Origin of the sequence: Delftia sp. Cs1-4 (assembly GCF_000214395.1) — a bacterium.
Lineage (GTDB): Bacteria > Pseudomonadota > Gammaproteobacteria > Burkholderiales > Burkholderiaceae_C > Comamonas > Comamonas acidovorans.
In genome coordinates, this window is record NC_015563.1 from 1,529,404 (window position 1) to 1,544,913 (window position 15,510).

Here is a 15,510-nt window from a genome sequence, read left to right on the forward strand (position 1 = left end):
CTGACCCGAGCGATCAGCAGAAGGTTTTACGCATGAGCCGTCGTCGCGTTGTCGTGACCGGCCTGGGTTGCATCTCCCCCGTGGGTAACACGGTGGGCGACGCCTGGGCCAATCTTTTGGCCGGCCAGTCCGGCATTGACCTCATCACCAAGTTCGATGCCTCGAACTTTGCCTGCAAGATTGCGGGTGAGGTCAAGGGATTCGATGTGGAGTCGTACATGAGCGCCAAGGATGCGCGCTCCATGGACACCTTCATCCATTACGGCATCGCTGCTGCGGCGCAAGCCGTGCAGGACTCAGGTCTGCCCACGGGCGAGGCCTTGTCGGATGATCTGGCCACGCGCATCGGCTGTGTGATCGGTTCGGGCATCGGCGGCTTGCCGCTGATCGAGAACACCCACGCGGAACTGGCTGCGCGCGGACCGCGCCGCATCACGCCGTTCTTCGTGCCTGCCTCCATCATCAACATGGTGGCTGGCCATGTGTCCATGCGCTTCGGCTTCAAGGGGCCGAATCTTGCCGTGGTGACTGCCTGCACGACCGGGCTGCACTGCATAGGCGAGGCGGGACGCATGATCGAATACGGCGATGCCGATGTGGTGGTGGCTGGTGGCACGGAAGCCACGGTCTCCCCCCTGGGCGTCGGCGGCTTTGCCGCCATGCGCGCCCTGTCCACGCGCAATGATGATCCCAAGGCCGCTTCGCGCCCCTGGGACAAGGACCGCGACGGCTTCGTGCTGGGCGAAGGCGCGGGTGTGCTGGTGCTGGAAGAGTACGAGCATGCCAAGGCCCGCGGTGCCAAGATCTACGCCGAACTGTGTGGCTACGGCATGAGTGCCGACGCCGGCCACATGACGGCACCCAACATGGACGGCCCGCGCCGCGCCATGCTGGCAGCTTTGCGAAATGCCGGCATCAATGCCGACCAGATCGACTATCTGAACGCGCACGGCACTTCCACGCCGCTGGGCGACCTCAACGAGACCAACGCCATCAAGGCGGCTCTGGGCGATCACGCCAAGAAAATCGTTGTCAGTTCGACCAAGTCCATGACAGGTCACCTGCTGGGCGGTGCTGGTGGCATCGAGAGCGTCTTCACCGTGCTGGCACTGCACGAGCAAAAGATTCCTCCGACCATCAACCTGGACAACCAGGACCCGGAGTGCGATCTCGACTACTGCGCCAATACGGCGCGGGACGCGACGATCGAGGTGGCGGTGAAGAACAACTTCGGCTTCGGAGGCACCAACGGAACGCTGGTGTTTAAGCGGATCTGAGGCCTGCGCAACGCACATGAAAAGCCCGCCCCGCAAGGGAGCGGGCTTTTTTATTTCGCGCATGTGCCAGGTGAAAGCAGGGTAAATGCCGTTCATGCTGCGGTTTTGCGACACTGCAGGCATGCCGTCTCGCCATGCGCTGCCCGCAGTTCGCCATCCGCTGAAGCCCTCGCGCACCGTGGCAGCATGCCTTTGTGCGCTTTGGCTGCTGGCCGCCATGCTTTTGCTGGCATGGGCCTTGAATCTCCAGGCTGGGTGGTGGCCTGCAGCCGTGGCCTTTGCGGTTTGCCTGGTTGCTGCTGCAGGCATGTGGCATGGATGGCACAGCCTGGGTAAAGGTTTCATCGCCTGGGATGGCGTGCAGTGGTCGATCGGCGAGTCGGACCCAGGCCAGGCTGCGCAGCCGGTGCTGCTGCAGGTGCGAGCCGATGGTGGATCGTGGTTGTGGGTGCAGGTCCGTTCCCTGAGTTCCATGGTGCCGGCGGGGCCCTTGCGTTGGCGCAGCTCCCGCTGGCTGCTCCTGTTGTGCAGGCAGAGTCCGGAAACCTGGGGTGATTTGCGGCGTGCTGTATATTCCCCGGCCAGACCTACAGAACGGGCGCAATGACTGCGCCAGGGCCGCCGCGGCCCGTCTTCACCGATTTCATGACGCCTCCCGAATTCCCGCCTTCTTCTGCCGATAGCGACCTGGCTCTGGTCGAGCGCACCAACGCAGGAGACATGCGGGCCTTCGAGCTACTGGTCATCAAGTACCAGCGCCGCATCGAGCGCCTCATCGGCCGCATGGTGCGCGACGTGGACCTGGTGCCGGACATTGCGCAGGAAACCTTCATCCGCGCCTATCGTGCCCTGCACCAGTTTAGGGGTGATGCCCAGTTCTATACCTGGCTGTACCGCATTGCCGTGAATACTGCCAAGAAGGCGCTGCTGGACATGAAGCGCTCGCCGCTGATCACCGAAAGCGCGTTACACAACGGGGATGACGATGATGAAACTTCCCGGGTCAGCCAGGAACTAACCACCGAAGAAACGCCCGAAACGATCCTGGCAGCCCAGGAAATTGCCCAGGCAGTCAACGCCGCCATGGAGGCTTTGCCCGAGGATCTCCGACAGGCTGTCACGTTGCGGGAAATCGAAGGCCTGAGCTACGAGGAAATCTCGAACGCCATGGGTTGCCCCATCGGCACCGTGCGCTCACGGATTTTTCGCGCACGGGAAGCGATTTCAGCCAGGGTCAAGCCTTTGCTGGAGCGCCAGTCGGGCAAGCGTTGGTAGGCGTGATGGGTTGTGGCCGCCGGTGGCGCATTTTTTGGGTACAGGGTCTCAAAGCAGACAAGCAGGTGATTGATCATGAATGACGATCTGACGAAGCGCGAACAGTTGTCGGCATTGGCTGATGGTGAACTCTCTGCCGCAGAGTTGCAGGCCGTGCTGGCCTATGCGGAAAGCGATGCAGGCCAGCAGGAGTGGCGCATGTACCACCTCGTGGGCGATGTGCTGCGTTCCCCGGAATTGGCGCATCACAGCCGGCACGATGTGCTCTCCGGAATCCGCGCCCAACTGGCCAACGAGCCTCGCCGTCCGCTGGTTTCCGTGGCCACTGAAGAGCTGGCGCAAATTGCGCATCCGGCGCAGGACCGGGCTGTGATCAATGGAGCGCCGCTGCGCGATGCGGCCAATGCCTCGGTATTCCGCTGGAAGATGGCGGCGGGCTTTGCCTCCGTGGCGGCCGTGGCTGCCATTGGCTGGAGCGTGATGCTGGGCGCGCCTGCCGGTCCCGGCGCGGCGCCGGGCCGGGCCCTGGCGGCTCTTGAGACGGGCGCTCCGTCGGCGCCGGTTGCGGTGGCTGGCAATGCCCAGGATTTCCCGCTTGGCGATACGGCCCAGTCTTCATCGGTCGTGGCGGTGGCCGGACCCTACGGGCAGAGCGTGATGCTGCGTGATCCGCGCCTGGATGCGCTGCTGGCCTCCCATCCGCAATACAGTGGCCCGGCCACGTTGCAGATGCCTGCCAGCTTCTTGCGCAACGCCAACTTCGCCTCGGCACCGCGCGCCAACCAGCGCTGAATCTCACAGGAGAGCATTGCTCTCCTGCCTTCTTTTGCACCCGCGTCCAGCCTTTCGGCATTGAAATGGACGCGGGTGCAGTCATTTGTGCTCCATGTACGGCGGCTCGTGCCCCATGCATGCTGCCGATTCGGGAACTAACCGCGTCTTTCAGGCTTCTGAGCCATCGTCTGGCCGATGCTCGCCAGGACTACGCCAGAATGTGACGTTCGTCCGAAAGCAAGTCGGCTGCCATGTGTCCGAACAAACCGCCTGGGCGCGATGGCGTCGGGGCAACGTAATGATTGAGATGGAAAGGATGACCATGACCACTGTTCGATGGAAGACGCTGCAGTCCTGCACACTGGCCGGCGTTCTGGCGCTGGCTGCAGGCAGCGCAGGAATGCTGGTGCCGGTGAGTGCCGCCCATGCGCAAAGTGGCGCCGTGGTGCGGGGGCTGCCGGACTTCACCGATCTGGTCGAGCAGGTCGGCCCTTCCGTGGTCAACATCCGCACGCTGGAGAAGGTGTCCGCCAACTCCGCCGAGGCGCTTGGCATGGACGAGGACATGCTCGAATTCTTCCGCCGCTTTGGCCTGCCCGTGCCCAATGTGCCGCGCCAGCGCCCACAGCCGCGTTCGCAGCCTGACGAGGAGCAGCCGCGCGGCGTGGGTTCCGGCTTCATCCTGACGGCCGATGGCTTTGTGATGACCAATGCCCACGTGGTCGAAGGCGCTGACGAAGTCATCGTCACGCTGACCGACAAGCGTGAGTTCAAGGCCAAGATCGTGGGCAGCGACAAGCGCACCGACGTGGCCGTGGTCAAGATCGACGCCACAGGGCTGCCGGCCGTGAAGATCGGCGATGTGAACCGCCTCAAGGTCGGCGAGTGGGTGATGGCCATCGGCTCGCCCTTCGGCCTCGACAACTCCGTCACGGCGGGCATCGTCAGTGCCAAGCAGCGCGATACGGGCGACTATCTGCCGTTCATCCAGACCGATGTGGCCATCAACCCCGGCAACTCGGGCGGCCCGTTGCTGAACATGCGCGGTGAGGTCGTGGGCATCAACAGCCAGATCTATTCGCGCTCCGGCGGCTTCATGGGTATCAGCTTCGCGATTCCGATCGATGAGGCCGTGCGTGTCAGCGACCAGCTGCGCGCCACCGGAAAGGTCACGCGGGGCCGCATTGGCGTGCAGATCGGTCCGGTCACCAAGGACATTGCCGAATCCATTGGCCTGGGCAAGGCGCAGGGCGCACTGGTGTCGGCCGTCGAGCCGGATTCGCCTGCTGCCAAGGCGGGCGTCGAGGCCGGTGACGTGATCATCAAGTTCGACGGCAAGGCCATCGACAAGGTGGCCGACCTGCCGCGCCTGGTGGGCAATACCAAGCCTGGCACACGCAGCACCATCACCGTGTTCCGTCGCGGCGCAGCCAAGGATCTGGCCATGGTGATCGCCGAGGTCGAGCCCGACGGCGCGGCTCCGCAGGCCAAGGCCACCGGCAAGGGCAGCACCCTGGTTTCCCAGCCGCTGGGCCTGACGCTGGCCGAGCTCACGGATGCCCAGAAGAAGGAGCTGGGCATCAAGGGCGGCGTGCGCGTGACGGCGGCCGTCGAGGCTGCGGCACGTGCGGGCCTGCGCGAAGGCGACGTGATCCTGCAACTGGCCAATGTCGAGATCACGGGGCTCAAGAGCTTCGAGGCCACGCTGGCCAAGGTGGACAAGAGCAAGCCGGTGAACCTGCTGGTGCGCCGTGGGGAATGGGCACAGTACGTGCTGATCCGTCCGACGCGCTGAGGCCGCAGGGGAGGGCGGTTTTCCGGATCCTGGGGAATACCCTCGGAATCCTGACCCGGAGCCGCCCATGCCCCTTGGGGCATTGGGTAAAATGCCCCACCAAAGCGTGACGGCTCAAGGCGTCAGAAACCTGTTTTCAAAGGGGATTGTTGCGGTGCAAAAGCACCGCACTATCCGGTGATCGACGGGCGAGAAATGGCTCGGCGGTTCTGTTGATAAACTGTTGATAAATAATTGTGACAGATCAAGCCCGGACCTTTGCAGGCCTTGTCAGGGCTTGGTTTTCAGCCCGTTTTGCCTACAATAAAGTCCCAACTATCGCAGTTGCCAGAGATTGTTGGTTCGGGGCGCGTCGTTCATGGACGCGCCCTTTTTTCTTGCGCGCCGGCCCTGTCGTTTTCCACTTTCACTAGCAGTCCTTCCCGTTGATGAACCACATCAGAAATTTTTCCATCATTGCGCACATCGACCATGGCAAGTCGACGCTGGCTGACCGCCTCATCCAGCGTTGCGGAGGCTTGGCTGACCGTGACATGGAAGCCCAGGTGCTGGACTCGATGGATATCGAGAAAGAGCGCGGCATCACCATCAAGGCGCAGACCGCAGCCCTGCAGTACAAGGCCAAGGATGGCCAGGTCTACAACCTCAACCTCATCGACACGCCCGGCCACGTGGACTTCTCGTATGAAGTCTCGCGTTCGCTGTCAGCCTGCGAGGGAGCGCTGCTGGTGGTGGACGCCTCGCAGGGCGTCGAGGCGCAGACCGTGGCCAACTGCTACACCGCGCTGGAACTTGGCGTGGAAGTGACGGCGGTTCTCAACAAGATGGATCTGCCCCAGGCTGATCCCGAAAATGCCAGGGCCGAGATCGAGGATGTCATCGGCATCGATGCCAGCGACGCCATTCCCTGCTCGGCCAAGACCGGCATGGGCATCGAGGAGATCCTGGAGGCGGTGGTCGCCAAGGTGCCGCCGCCAAAGGGCGATCCCAATGGCCAACTGCGCGCCATGATCATCGACAGCTGGTTCGACACCTATGTCGGCGTCGTTATGCTGGTGCGCGTGGTCGATGGTGAACTCAAGCGTGGCGAGCGCTTCAAGATGATGGCCTCGGGCGCTGCCTATGAAGCCAACAACCTGGGCGTGTTCACCCCGGCCGACGTGCCGCGCGACGTGCTGCGCGCCGGCGAGGTGGGCTACATCATTGCCGGCATCAAGGAGCTCAAGGCAGCCAAGGTGGGCGACACCATCACGCTGGAAAAGAAGCTTCCCAACAATCTGGGTCCTGCCACCGAGGCCCTGCCCGGCTTCAAGGAAATCAAGCCCCAGGTGTTCGCGGGTCTGTACCCCACCGAAGCCAGCGAGTACGACCAGCTGCGCGATGCACTGGAGAAGCTGCAGCTCAACGATTCGTCCCTGCAGTTCGAGCCTGAAGTCTCGCAAGCGCTGGGCTTCGGCTTTCGCTGCGGCTTCCTGGGCCTGCTGCACATGGAAATCGTGCAGGAGCGCCTGGAGCGCGAATTCGACCAGGACCTGATCACCACCGCGCCCAGCGTGGTCTACGAAGTGGTCAAGGGCGATGGCGAGGTCATCCAGGTCGAGAACCCGTCCAAGATGCCCGATGCCGGCCGTATCGAGGAGGTGCGCGAGCCCATCGTCACCGTCCACCTGTACATGCCCCAGGACTATGTTGGCCCGGTGATGACGCTGGCCAACCAGAAGCGCGGCGTGCAGATCAACATGCAGTACCACGGCCGCCAGGTGATGCTCACCTATGAGATGCCGCTGGGCGAGATCGTGCTGGACTTCTTCGACAAGCTCAAGTCGGTCTCGCGCGGCTACGCCTCCATGGACTATGAGTTCAAGGAGTACCGCGCCTCCGACGTGGTGAAGGTGGACATCCTGCTCAACGGCGAGAAGGTCGATGCGCTGTCCATCATCGTGCACCGCTCCCAGGCCACGTACCGCGGCCGGGCCGTGGTGGCCAAGATGCGCGAGATCATCAGCCGCCAGATGTTCGATGTGGCCATCCAGGCCGCCATCGGCGCCAACATCATTGCGCGGGAAACCGTCAAGGCCATGCGCAAGAACGTGCTGGCCAAGTGCTACGGCGGCGACATCACCCGCAAGCGCAAACTGCTGGAAAAGCAAAAGGCCGGCAAGAAGCGCATGAAGCAGATCGGATCGGTGGAAGTGCCCCAGGAGGCCTTCCTGGCCATCCTGCAAGTGGAGGATTGATGCAAGCCATGCAATGGATTACGGCCGTCGTACTCGCGGCCTTCGTGGGCTATATCGGCGCCTGGTACACAGGCTTCATCGAGGGCAACTTCGCGCTGCTGCTGTTCCTGGCCACCGTGGTCACGGGCCTGTACTGGGTGGCCGAGCGGCTGTACTTTCTGCCGCGCCGCCGCCGCGCTGCCGTGGCCATCGAGGAGGCTGCCGTGGCACGCCGCGCAGAACTCGACCGCATGGGCATCGCCAAGACCGACATCGAGGTGTCGGAAGAGGCCAAGGGCCGCATCCTCATGCAGCCCTGGTGGCTGGACTGGACGGCAGGCCTGTTCCCGGTGATCGCGATCGTCTTCGTGCTGCGCTCGTTCCTGTTCGAGCCGTTCAAGATCCCGTCTGGCTCCATGATCCCCACGCTGCTCGTGGGCGACCTGATCCTGGTGAACAAGTTCACCTATGGCGTGCGCCTGCCGGTGATCAACACCAAGATCACGCAGGGAACGCCGCTGCAGCGTGGCGATGTGGTGGTGTTCCGCTACCCGCCCCAGCCCAGCCTGGACTACATCAAGCGGGTGGTGGGCCTGCCGGGCGACGAGATCGCCTACCTGAACAAGCGGCTGACGATCAATGGCAAGGAAGTCCCGGTCAATGCACTGCCCGACTTCTTCGACAAGGATGCAATGCGCTACTTCAAGCAGTACGAGGAGTCGCTGGGCGACAAGCCGCACCGCATGATCGTGAACCAGGACGTGCCCGCCTTCATCCAGGGCGCCAGCGGCTTCGAGTTCCGCGAGAACTGCCGCTACAGCGTCGAAGGCATCACCTGCAAGGTGCCGGAGGGCCAGTACTTCATGATGGGCGACAACCGCGACAACTCGCTGGATTCCCGCTACTGGGGCTTTGTGCCCGACAAGAACATCGTGGGCCGGGCTTTCTTTGTCTGGATGAACTTCGGGGATTTCAAGCGCATCGGCAGCTTCCATTGATCACATCACATCACATGCATGCCTGAGGACCGCAGTGGCCCGGGCATGCGCGAGGGATTCACATCGGAGGAGGAAAAAGCATGTTGACATCGAACAACCGGCGTTCGCGCCAGCGCGGCCTGTCCTTTCTGGGACTGGTGTTTGTGATTGCCCTGGGCGTGGGCGTGGTGGCCGTGGGCGCACAATCCGTGCCTGTCTTCCTGGAATACCAGGCCATCGTCAAGGCCGCCAACAAGGCGGCCCGCGAGGGCAATTCCGTGGCCGAGGTGAAAGCCAGCTTCGAGCGTTCCGCTGCCATCGATGACTTCACGTCCGTCAAGGGTGGCGATCTCGAAGTGACCAAGATCAATGACCGCGTGGTGGTGGGGTTCGAATATTCGCGCGAGATCCATCTCGTGGGCCCCGCGTACCTGACTTACCGTTTTAAGAAGCAGACCCAATAGGTGCCTCCCTTACTGAATGCGCTGCAGCTGAGGCTGCAGCATCAATTTGCCGAGCCTGCATTGCTGCAGCGTGCCGTCACGCACCGCAGCTTCTCGGCAGACAACAACGAGCGCCTGGAATTCCTCGGTGACTCGGTGCTGAACCTTGCCATTTCCAGCCTGCTCTACCAGCGGCTCAGTTCCATGCCCGAGGGCGATCTGTCCCGCGTGCGCGCCAACCTGGTCAAGGAAGGCACGCTGCACCAGATCGCGCTGAGGCTGCAGTTGCCTGATCTGCTGCGCCTGGGCGAGGGTGAATCCAAGTCGGGCGGCAAGCAACGCCCCTCTATCCTGGCCGATGCGGTCGAGGCCCTGATCGGCGCGGTCTATCTGGATGCCGGCTACGCGGCGGGCGAGAAGGTGGTACACCATCTTTTCGAGGGCGTGGACATCAATCCCCACATGCGCGCAGCCGAAAAGGATGCGAAGACGGCCCTGCAGGAATGGCTGCAGGGACGGCGCATGAAGCTGCCGCAGTACGAGGTGGTCGCCACCACGGGAGCCGCCCACCGCCAGACCTTTGAAGTGGCCTGCGCGATTGCCGAGCTGCAATTGCAGGCCCGGGGAACGGGTGCCTCGCGCAGAGCCGCAGAGCAGACGGCTGCCACAGCCATGCTGGAACTATTGAAAGCAAGACACGCATGAACCAAGACAAACCTCCGGCGCCGGCACAGACCGCCGCCGAACTCGATGCCCTGCTGGCTGCGGCCAAGCCCGGCGCCGGTGCAGCACGCACGGCATCCGCCCCTGATGAAGCCCAGGCGCCCGAGGTGCCGACAGGCCCGCAGCGCTGCGGCCTGATCGCCATCGTCGGCAAGCCCAATGTGGGCAAGTCCACGCTGATGAATGCGCTGGTGGGCCAGAAGATCAGCATCACCTCGCGCAAGGCGCAGACCACGCGCCACCGCATCACGGGCATTCGCTCGCGCGCCGCGACGCAGTTCATCTTCGTCGATACACCGGGCTTCCAGACCAAGCACAGCACGGCGCTGAACAAGTCGCTCAACAAGACCGTGATGGGCGCCATCGGCGACGTGGACCTGATCCTGTTCGTCGTGGAAGCCGGCCAGTTCACGCTGGCCGATGCCAAGGTGCTGTCGCTGTTCAAGCCCGGCATTCCCACGCTGTTGATCGCCAACAAGCTCGATACCGTGGGCCGCCGTGCCGAGATCGCCCCCTGGCTCAAGAGCATGCAGGAACGCCATCCGTTTGCCGAGTTCGTGCCCATGTCGGCCAAGAGCAAGGGCGACATCGAGCGCCTGTTCGGCATCTGCGAGAAGTACCTGCCCGAGCAGGACTGGATGTATGCGCCCGACGAGCTGACCGACCGCAGCGAGAAGTTCCTCGCCTCGGAAACCGTGCGCGAGAAGCTGTTCCGCTTCACGGGCGACGAGCTGCCCTACACCTCCACGGTGGTCATCGACAAGTTCGAGGAAGAGGCCAGCAAGCAGCACAAGCGCTTCATCCGCGTGGCGGCCACCATCGTGGTCGAGCGCGACGGACACAAGGCCATGATCATCGGAGAGAAGGGCGAGCGCCTCAAGCGCATCAGCACCGAGGCCCGCCAGGAGCTGGAAAAGCTCATGGATGCCAAGGTCTTCCTCGAAGTCTGGGTCAAGGTGCGCTCGGGCTGGGCCGACGACGAGGCCCGCGTGCGCTCCTTCGGCTACGAGTGAGAAACCTCCCCGCAAGGCCCTCTGTCCATGGCTAGCGCCAAGCGTGTCTCGGATGAGCCGGCCTATGTACTGCACAGCTATGACTGGAGCGAGTCCAGCCTGATCCTCGAGGTCTTCACGCGGCACCGGGGCCGCGTGGCGCTGGCGGCCAAGGGCGTCAAGCGCCCGACCTCGAACTTTCGCCCCGTGCTGCTGCCGCTGCAGCCGCTGAGCCTAAGCTACAGCCTGGGCGGTGAGGGCAATGCCGAGATCCACACCCTCAAGGGTGCCGAGTGGGTGGGCGGGCATGTCATGCCCCAGGGCGACGCCCTGATGTCGGGCCTGTACCTCAACGAGCTGCTGATGCGCCTGCTGGCGCGCGACGATCCCTATGCGGCGCTGTTCGACATCTATGCCGGCGTGGTGCGCGTGCTGGCGGGCCAGCATGGCGATGCCATCGAGCCCGTGCTGCGCACCTTCGAGCTGCTGCTGCTGCGCGAACTGGGCCATCTGCCCGCCTTGAACGAGGAAAGCGCCACGCTGGCGCCGCTGGCCGAAGGCCGCCGCTATGCGCTGGTGGCCGAAGGCGGCCTGCGCCCGGCGCTGCAGGGCGAGCGCGCCGTGCTGGGCGCTGCGCAATGGCAGGCCATTGAAAGCGCGCTGCAGGCCCGGCAGGCCTTCAATGCCACGCTGCATGTGGTGGCCCAACCCGAACAGGCGCTGGCCCTCAAGCCCCAACTGAGGGCCCTGCTGCAATACCATTGCGGCAGTCCCATGCTGCGCACCCGCCAGCTGATGATGGATCTGCAATCGCTATGAATCTTTCCCACGCTTTGCAGCGCACGGCGCTGTCGGTCAATGTCAACAAGGTTGCGCTGCTGCGCAACACGCGCCACCTGGGCATTCCCAGCGTGACGCGCGCCGCGCGCATCTGCCTGGAGGCCGGTGCCCAGGGCATCACCATCCATCCGCGTCCCGACCAGCGCCATATCCGCAGCGAGGATGTCTATGAACTGCAGGCGCTGATGACACAGTGGCCGCAGGCGGAGTTCAACATCGAGGGCAACCCGACGCAGAACCTCATGGACTTCATCCGCGACACGCGCCCGCACCAGGCCACCTTCGTGCCCGACAGCGAGGACCAGTTCACCAGCGACCATGGCTGGAACTTCCCGCAGGACGCCGAGCGCCTGAAGCCGCTGATTGCCGAATGCCGCCAGTTGGGCGTGCGCGTCAGCCTGTTCATGGACCCCGTGCCCGCCCAGATGGCCGCTGCGCGCGCCGTGGGTGCCGACCGGGTCGAGCTGTATACCGAACCCTACGCAGCTGCCTGGGGCACGGCAGACCAGGAAGCGCAACTGCAGGCCTATGCGGCGGCGGCCCAGGCGGCTTTGGATGCCGAGCTGGGCATCAATGCCGGCCACGACCTCAGCCGTGACAACCTGGCCGCCTTCGTGGCGCGCGTGCCGGGCCTGCTCGAAGTCTCCATCGGCCATGCGCTGATCGCCGACGCGCTGGAGCTGGGCTACGCCGAAACCGTGCGCGCCTACCAGCAGTGCATAGACCAGGGCATGGCGGCGCGCGCCTGAAGCTTTCGCGGAGCGAATCCATGATCTACGGCATCGGTACCGACATCTGCGACGTGCGCCGCATCCGCGCCAGCCTGGAGCGCCATGGCGACCGTTTCGCCGAGAAGGTGCTGGCCGAGGGCGAGCTGGCCACCTGGCGTGCCCGCCGCGCGCGCTGGCCTGAGCGCGGCATCCGCTTCGTGGCCACGCGCTTTTCCGCCAAGGAGGCCTTTTCCAAGGCCATAGGCATGGGCATGGTCATGCCCATGACCTGGCGCAGCTGCGAGGTCGTCAAGCTGCCCAGTGGCCAGCCTGCCATCGTGCTGCACGGCGCGCTCAAGGAATGGTTCGAGGCGCGCAACCTGCAGGTGCACCTGTCCGTGACCGACGAGAGCGACTATGCGGCCAGCTTCTGCGTGGTCGAGCGCCGCGCCTGATACCCGGCCAGCGTGACGCTGGCTTTTTTGACTCCACAGGATTCATAGGAACTCCCGGCATGACCGAGCACGCACCCCTCATCATCGACATCGCCGGCAAGGCACTCACCGATGTGGATCGCCAGCGCCTGGCGCATCCGCTGGTCGGCGGCATCATCCTCTTTGCCCGCAACTGGGAAAGCCGCGACCAGCTGGTGCAGCTGTGCGCCGATATCAAGGCGGTCAAGCCCGATTTGCTGATCTGCGTGGACCATGAGGGCGGGCGCGTGCAGCGTTTTCGCGCTGACGGCTTCACGCACCTGCCGCCCATGCGCGCCTTCGGCCAGATGTGGATGGACGACGGCAAGGGCAGCAAGCACCGTGAAGGCAGCGGCGCCCTGGCCGCCATGAATGCCGCCACGGCGGCCGGCTACGTGCTGGGCACCGAGCTGCGTGCCTGCGGCGTGGATTTCAGCTTCACCCCGGTGCTGGACCTTGACTACGGTGCCAGCAGCGTCATCGGCGACCGCAGCTTCCACCGCGACCCGCGCGTGGTGGCTGCGCTGGCCCGCAGCCTCATGCACGGCCTGCTGCAGGCAGGCATGGGCAACTGCGGCAAGCACTTTCCCGGCCACGGCTTCGTCAAGGCCGATTCGCATGTGGACATTCCGGTCGATGGCCGCAGCCTCACCGCCATCCTGGGCGAGGACGCCGCGCCCTATCCCTGGCTGTCCAGCGTGCTCACGGCCGTGATGCCGGCCCATGTGATCTACCCCAAGGTGGACAAGCGCCCGGCCGGTTTTTCCGCCAAGTGGCTCAAGGACATCCTGCGCAGCCGCCTGCGCTACGACGGCGCCATCTTCAGCGACGACCTGAGCATGGAGGGCGCGCGCCGCATCGACGGCCAGCTCATCGGCTACACCGACGCGGCGCTGGCCGCGCTGGAGGCGGGCTGCGACATGGTGCTGCTGTGCAACCAGAGCCTGGGCCTGGGCGAGCATGTGGACGAGCTGCTGGCCGGCATGGAGGTCGCGCAGCGCAGCGGCCGCTGGCAGCCCGATGCCGACAGCGAATCGCGCCGCGTGGCCCTGCTGCCGGAGACCGTGCCCCAGCCCTGGGACGACCTCATGCGCCAGCCTGCCTATCTGCAGGCGCTGGACCTGCTGCCTTGATGGATTGAAGAATGCCGCCGCTGGCCGCTCCGAGGGCCAAGGCGGGCTTTGCAAAGGCATGCGCGTGTTGTAAAGGGCGCGTCGGCCGGTGTTTCACAGGAGAGTTTTCCCATGCGCGTTGGCGTGCTGACCGGAGGTGGCGACTGCCCCGGCCTGAATGCGGTGATCCGTGCGGTCACCAAGTCCCTGATCAACCACGGCCAGTGCGAGGTGCTGGGCATTGCCGACGGCTTCGAGGGCCTGATGCTCGACCCGCCCGGCGTCAAGCCGCTGGGCTGGGACGAGGTCTCGGGCATCCTGCATGTGGGAGGCACCATCCTGGGCACCAGCAACAGCGCCAACCCACTGCGCGATGCGGCCACGCTGGAGCATGTGGGCCGCAATGTTCGGGCACTGGGCCTGGACGTGGTGGTGGCCATCGGCGGCGACGGCACCATGAGCCTGGCGCATGGCCTGGCCGAACAGGTGGGACTGACCTGCGTGGGCGTGCCCAAGACCATAGACAACGACATTGCCAATTGCGAGCGCAGCTTTGGCTTCGACACCGCCGTGGCCACGGCCACCGAGGCGCTGCGCCGCATCGAGAGCACGGCCAACAGCCACCACCGCGTGATGATCGTCGAGACCATGGGGCGCCATGCCGGATGGCTGGCGCTGGAGGCCGGCATTGCCGGTGCGGCCGACGTCATCCTGCTGCCCGAGATCGACTACGACCTGCAGGCCATCATCGACTTCTGCCGGGTCCGCGAGCAGCGCCAGCGCTACACCATCATCTGCATCGGCGAGGGCGCCAAGGAAAGCGGCGCCAGCCTCACGGTGCGCGAGCGCATCGAGCAAAGCCCCGACCCGGTCCGCCTGGGTGGCGTCGGCCATGTGCTGCGCGAGCGCCTGCAGCCCCACCTCAGGAGCGAGGTGCGCACCACGGTCCTCGGCCATGTACAGCGCGGCGGCGACCCCACGCCCTTTGACCGCGTGCTGGCCACGCAGTACGGCCACCATGCGGCGCAACTGGTACTGTCGGGGCGCTTCGGCCGCATGGTCACCCTGCAGGGCGGCGAGATCGGCAGCGTGGAAATCTCCCGCGTGGCCAACACCCAGCGCACCGTGCCCCTGGACCACGGCCTGCTCACCATGGCGCGCGACATAGGCATTTGCCTGGGCGAGCCATGCAAGCAGGATGCGCGGCCGGCCGCAGCCGGCAGCCACTGAGCCCGCCATGCGGCAGCAGGGACGTCTCACCGGCTGGAAGGACGAGCAGGGCTTCGGCTTCATCGAACCCGATGGAGGCGGCGCGCAGGTCTTTGTCCATATCAAGTCCTTCACCGATCGCCGCCGCAGGCCCGAGGGCGGAGAGCGTGTCAGCTACGTGCCCAGCCGCAACGCCCAGGGGAAATGGCGCGCGCAGGATGTGGCCTTCATTGGCGAACCAAGGACCGGCCGCCCGCAGCCTGCGCGGCGAAGCCGTGCCGGCATGCCTTCGCGGCCTCAGTCACCTGTGCGAGGCCCGGTGGCGGTGGGCCTGGCCGTTGCCTTCTTCTGCGTGCTGCTGGCTGTTGCCTGGAGCGGCCGCATGCCCTGGACACTGGTCGGCCTGTATGCGGCGGCAAGCTTTGTGACCTTCATGGTCTATGGATTCGACAAGTCCGCCGCCAGGAACGACCGCTGGCGCACCAGCGAAAGCCGTCTGCACCTGCTGGCACTGCTGTGCGGCTGGCCTGGCGCGCTGCTCGCGCAGGGGCTGCTGCGGCACAAGTCCAGCAAGGCCTCGTTCCAGTTGGTGTTCTGGATCACCGTGGTGCTCAACTGCGGCCTGCTGGCATGGCTGCTGTCATCGGCAGGTGCGCCGCTGCGGGCGCTGGCGCCCGGCATCTTCTGAGAATTG

Annotated in this window: 16 protein-coding genes; all 16 read left to right on the forward strand. The window is 64.8% G+C overall.

The genetic code is table 11. The features are described from left to right. Positions 1–32: 32 nt before the first annotated feature. A complete protein-coding gene (gene fabF, locus DELCS14_RS06765; protein ID WP_013800994.1) occupies positions 33–1,277 on the forward strand; it encodes a beta-ketoacyl-ACP synthase II in 1,245 nt (414 codons plus the stop codon). An 85-nt stretch (positions 1,278–1,362) separates the two neighbouring features. Beyond that, on the forward strand, positions 1,363–1,884 hold the full coding sequence (locus DELCS14_RS30390) for a hypothetical protein (protein ID WP_013800995.1): 522 nt from the start codon (positions 1,363–1,365) through the stop codon (positions 1,882–1,884). A gap of 38 nt (positions 1,885–1,922) precedes the next feature. Next, positions 1,923–2,552 carry an RNA polymerase sigma factor RpoE gene (gene rpoE, locus DELCS14_RS06770; RefSeq protein WP_043783676.1) on the forward strand — a complete coding sequence of 210 codons (630 nt, stop codon included), beginning with the start codon at positions 1,923–1,925 and terminating at the stop codon, positions 2,550–2,552. A 75-nt stretch (positions 2,553–2,627) separates the two neighbouring features. Then, the gene (locus DELCS14_RS06775) at positions 2,628–3,344 is read left to right on the forward strand and encodes a sigma-E factor negative regulatory protein (protein WP_013800997.1); all 717 of its coding nucleotides are present in this window, start codon (positions 2,628–2,630) and stop codon (positions 3,342–3,344) included. A gap of 304 nt (positions 3,345–3,648) precedes the next feature. Further along, entirely contained in the window at positions 3,649–5,121 is a 1,473-nt protein-coding gene (locus DELCS14_RS06780) for a DegQ family serine endoprotease (protein ID WP_013800998.1), read from the forward strand. 428 nt (positions 5,122–5,549) lie between these two features. Continuing rightward, on the forward strand, positions 5,550–7,358 hold the full coding sequence (gene lepA, locus DELCS14_RS06785) for a translation elongation factor 4 (RefSeq protein WP_012207063.1): 1,809 nt from the start codon (positions 5,550–5,552) through the stop codon (positions 7,356–7,358). Further along, positions 7,358–8,335, forward strand: a complete 978-nt coding sequence (gene lepB, locus DELCS14_RS06790; RefSeq protein WP_012207062.1) for a signal peptidase I — start codon at positions 7,358–7,360, stop codon at positions 8,333–8,335. The genes lepA and lepB overlap by 1 nt, the downstream gene beginning before the upstream one ends. An 80-nt stretch (positions 8,336–8,415) precedes the next feature. Beyond that, positions 8,416–8,778 carry a DUF4845 domain-containing protein gene (locus DELCS14_RS06795; protein ID WP_012207061.1) on the forward strand — a complete coding sequence of 121 codons (363 nt, stop codon included), beginning with the start codon at positions 8,416–8,418 and terminating at the stop codon, positions 8,776–8,778. Beyond that, the gene (rnc, locus tag DELCS14_RS06800) at positions 8,779–9,462 is read left to right on the forward strand and encodes a ribonuclease III (RefSeq protein ID WP_012207060.1); all 684 of its coding nucleotides are present in this window, start codon (positions 8,779–8,781) and stop codon (positions 9,460–9,462) included. Next, positions 9,459–10,493, forward strand: coding sequence for a GTPase Era (gene era / locus DELCS14_RS06805; RefSeq protein ID WP_012207059.1), 1,035 nt, complete (start codon positions 9,459–9,461; stop codon positions 10,491–10,493). The genes rnc and era overlap by 4 nt, the downstream gene beginning before the upstream one ends. A 27-nt stretch (positions 10,494–10,520) precedes the next feature. Continuing rightward, complete coding sequence (recO, locus tag DELCS14_RS06810) at positions 10,521–11,291, forward strand: DNA repair protein RecO (RefSeq protein ID WP_012207058.1); 771 nt, start codon at positions 10,521–10,523, stop codon at positions 11,289–11,291. Then, positions 11,288–12,061: a pyridoxine 5'-phosphate synthase gene (locus DELCS14_RS06815; protein ID WP_013800999.1), complete on the forward strand. Its 774-nt coding sequence runs from the start codon at positions 11,288–11,290 to the stop codon at positions 12,059–12,061. Before recO ends, DELCS14_RS06815 begins: the two co-directional genes overlap by 4 nt. A gap of 20 nt (positions 12,062–12,081) precedes the next feature. Beyond that, complete coding sequence (gene acpS / locus DELCS14_RS06820) at positions 12,082–12,477, forward strand: holo-ACP synthase (protein WP_013801000.1); 396 nt, start codon at positions 12,082–12,084, stop codon at positions 12,475–12,477. A gap of 59 nt (positions 12,478–12,536) precedes the next feature. Next, the gene (gene nagZ, locus DELCS14_RS06825) at positions 12,537–13,628 is read left to right on the forward strand and encodes a beta-N-acetylhexosaminidase (RefSeq protein ID WP_013801001.1); all 1,092 of its coding nucleotides are present in this window, start codon (positions 12,537–12,539) and stop codon (positions 13,626–13,628) included. 111 nt (positions 13,629–13,739) lie between these two features. Beyond that, on the forward strand, positions 13,740–14,837 hold the full coding sequence (locus DELCS14_RS06830; RefSeq protein WP_013801002.1) for an ATP-dependent 6-phosphofructokinase: 1,098 nt from the start codon (positions 13,740–13,742) through the stop codon (positions 14,835–14,837). 7 nt (positions 14,838–14,844) lie between these two features. Then, complete coding sequence (locus DELCS14_RS06835) at positions 14,845–15,504, forward strand: cold shock and DUF1294 domain-containing protein (protein WP_013801003.1); 660 nt, start codon at positions 14,845–14,847, stop codon at positions 15,502–15,504. The last annotated feature ends 6 nt before the right edge of the window (positions 15,505–15,510 follow it).

Coding starts and splice junctions, on each gene's coding strand:
- rpoE (WP_043783676.1), top strand. CDS start 1,923: ATGACGCCTCCCGAATTCCCGCCTTCTTCTGCCGATAGCGACCTGGCT.
- DELCS14_RS06835 (WP_013801003.1), top strand. CDS start 14,845: ATGCGGCAGCAGGGACGTCTCACCGGCTGGAAGGACGAGCAGGGCTTC.
- DELCS14_RS06815 (WP_013800999.1), top strand. CDS start 11,288: ATGAATCTTTCCCACGCTTTGCAGCGCACGGCGCTGTCGGTCAATGTC.
- DELCS14_RS06775 (WP_013800997.1), top strand. CDS start 2,628: ATGAATGACGATCTGACGAAGCGCGAACAGTTGTCGGCATTGGCTGAT.
- era (WP_012207059.1), top strand. CDS start 9,459: ATGAACCAAGACAAACCTCCGGCGCCGGCACAGACCGCCGCCGAACTC.
- DELCS14_RS06795 (WP_012207061.1), top strand. CDS start 8,416: ATGTTGACATCGAACAACCGGCGTTCGCGCCAGCGCGGCCTGTCCTTT.
- DELCS14_RS30390 (WP_013800995.1), top strand. CDS start 1,363: ATGCCGTTCATGCTGCGGTTTTGCGACACTGCAGGCATGCCGTCTCGC.
- fabF (WP_013800994.1), top strand. CDS start 33: ATGAGCCGTCGTCGCGTTGTCGTGACCGGCCTGGGTTGCATCTCCCCC.
- recO (WP_012207058.1), top strand. CDS start 10,521: ATGGCTAGCGCCAAGCGTGTCTCGGATGAGCCGGCCTATGTACTGCAC.
- DELCS14_RS06830 (WP_013801002.1), top strand. CDS start 13,740: ATGCGCGTTGGCGTGCTGACCGGAGGTGGCGACTGCCCCGGCCTGAAT.
- nagZ (WP_013801001.1), top strand. CDS start 12,537: ATGACCGAGCACGCACCCCTCATCATCGACATCGCCGGCAAGGCACTC.
- lepB (WP_012207062.1), top strand. CDS start 7,358: ATGCAAGCCATGCAATGGATTACGGCCGTCGTACTCGCGGCCTTCGTG.
- acpS (WP_013801000.1), top strand. CDS start 12,082: ATGATCTACGGCATCGGTACCGACATCTGCGACGTGCGCCGCATCCGC.
- DELCS14_RS06780 (WP_013800998.1), top strand. CDS start 3,649: ATGACCACTGTTCGATGGAAGACGCTGCAGTCCTGCACACTGGCCGGC.
- lepA (WP_012207063.1), top strand. CDS start 5,550: ATGAACCACATCAGAAATTTTTCCATCATTGCGCACATCGACCATGGC.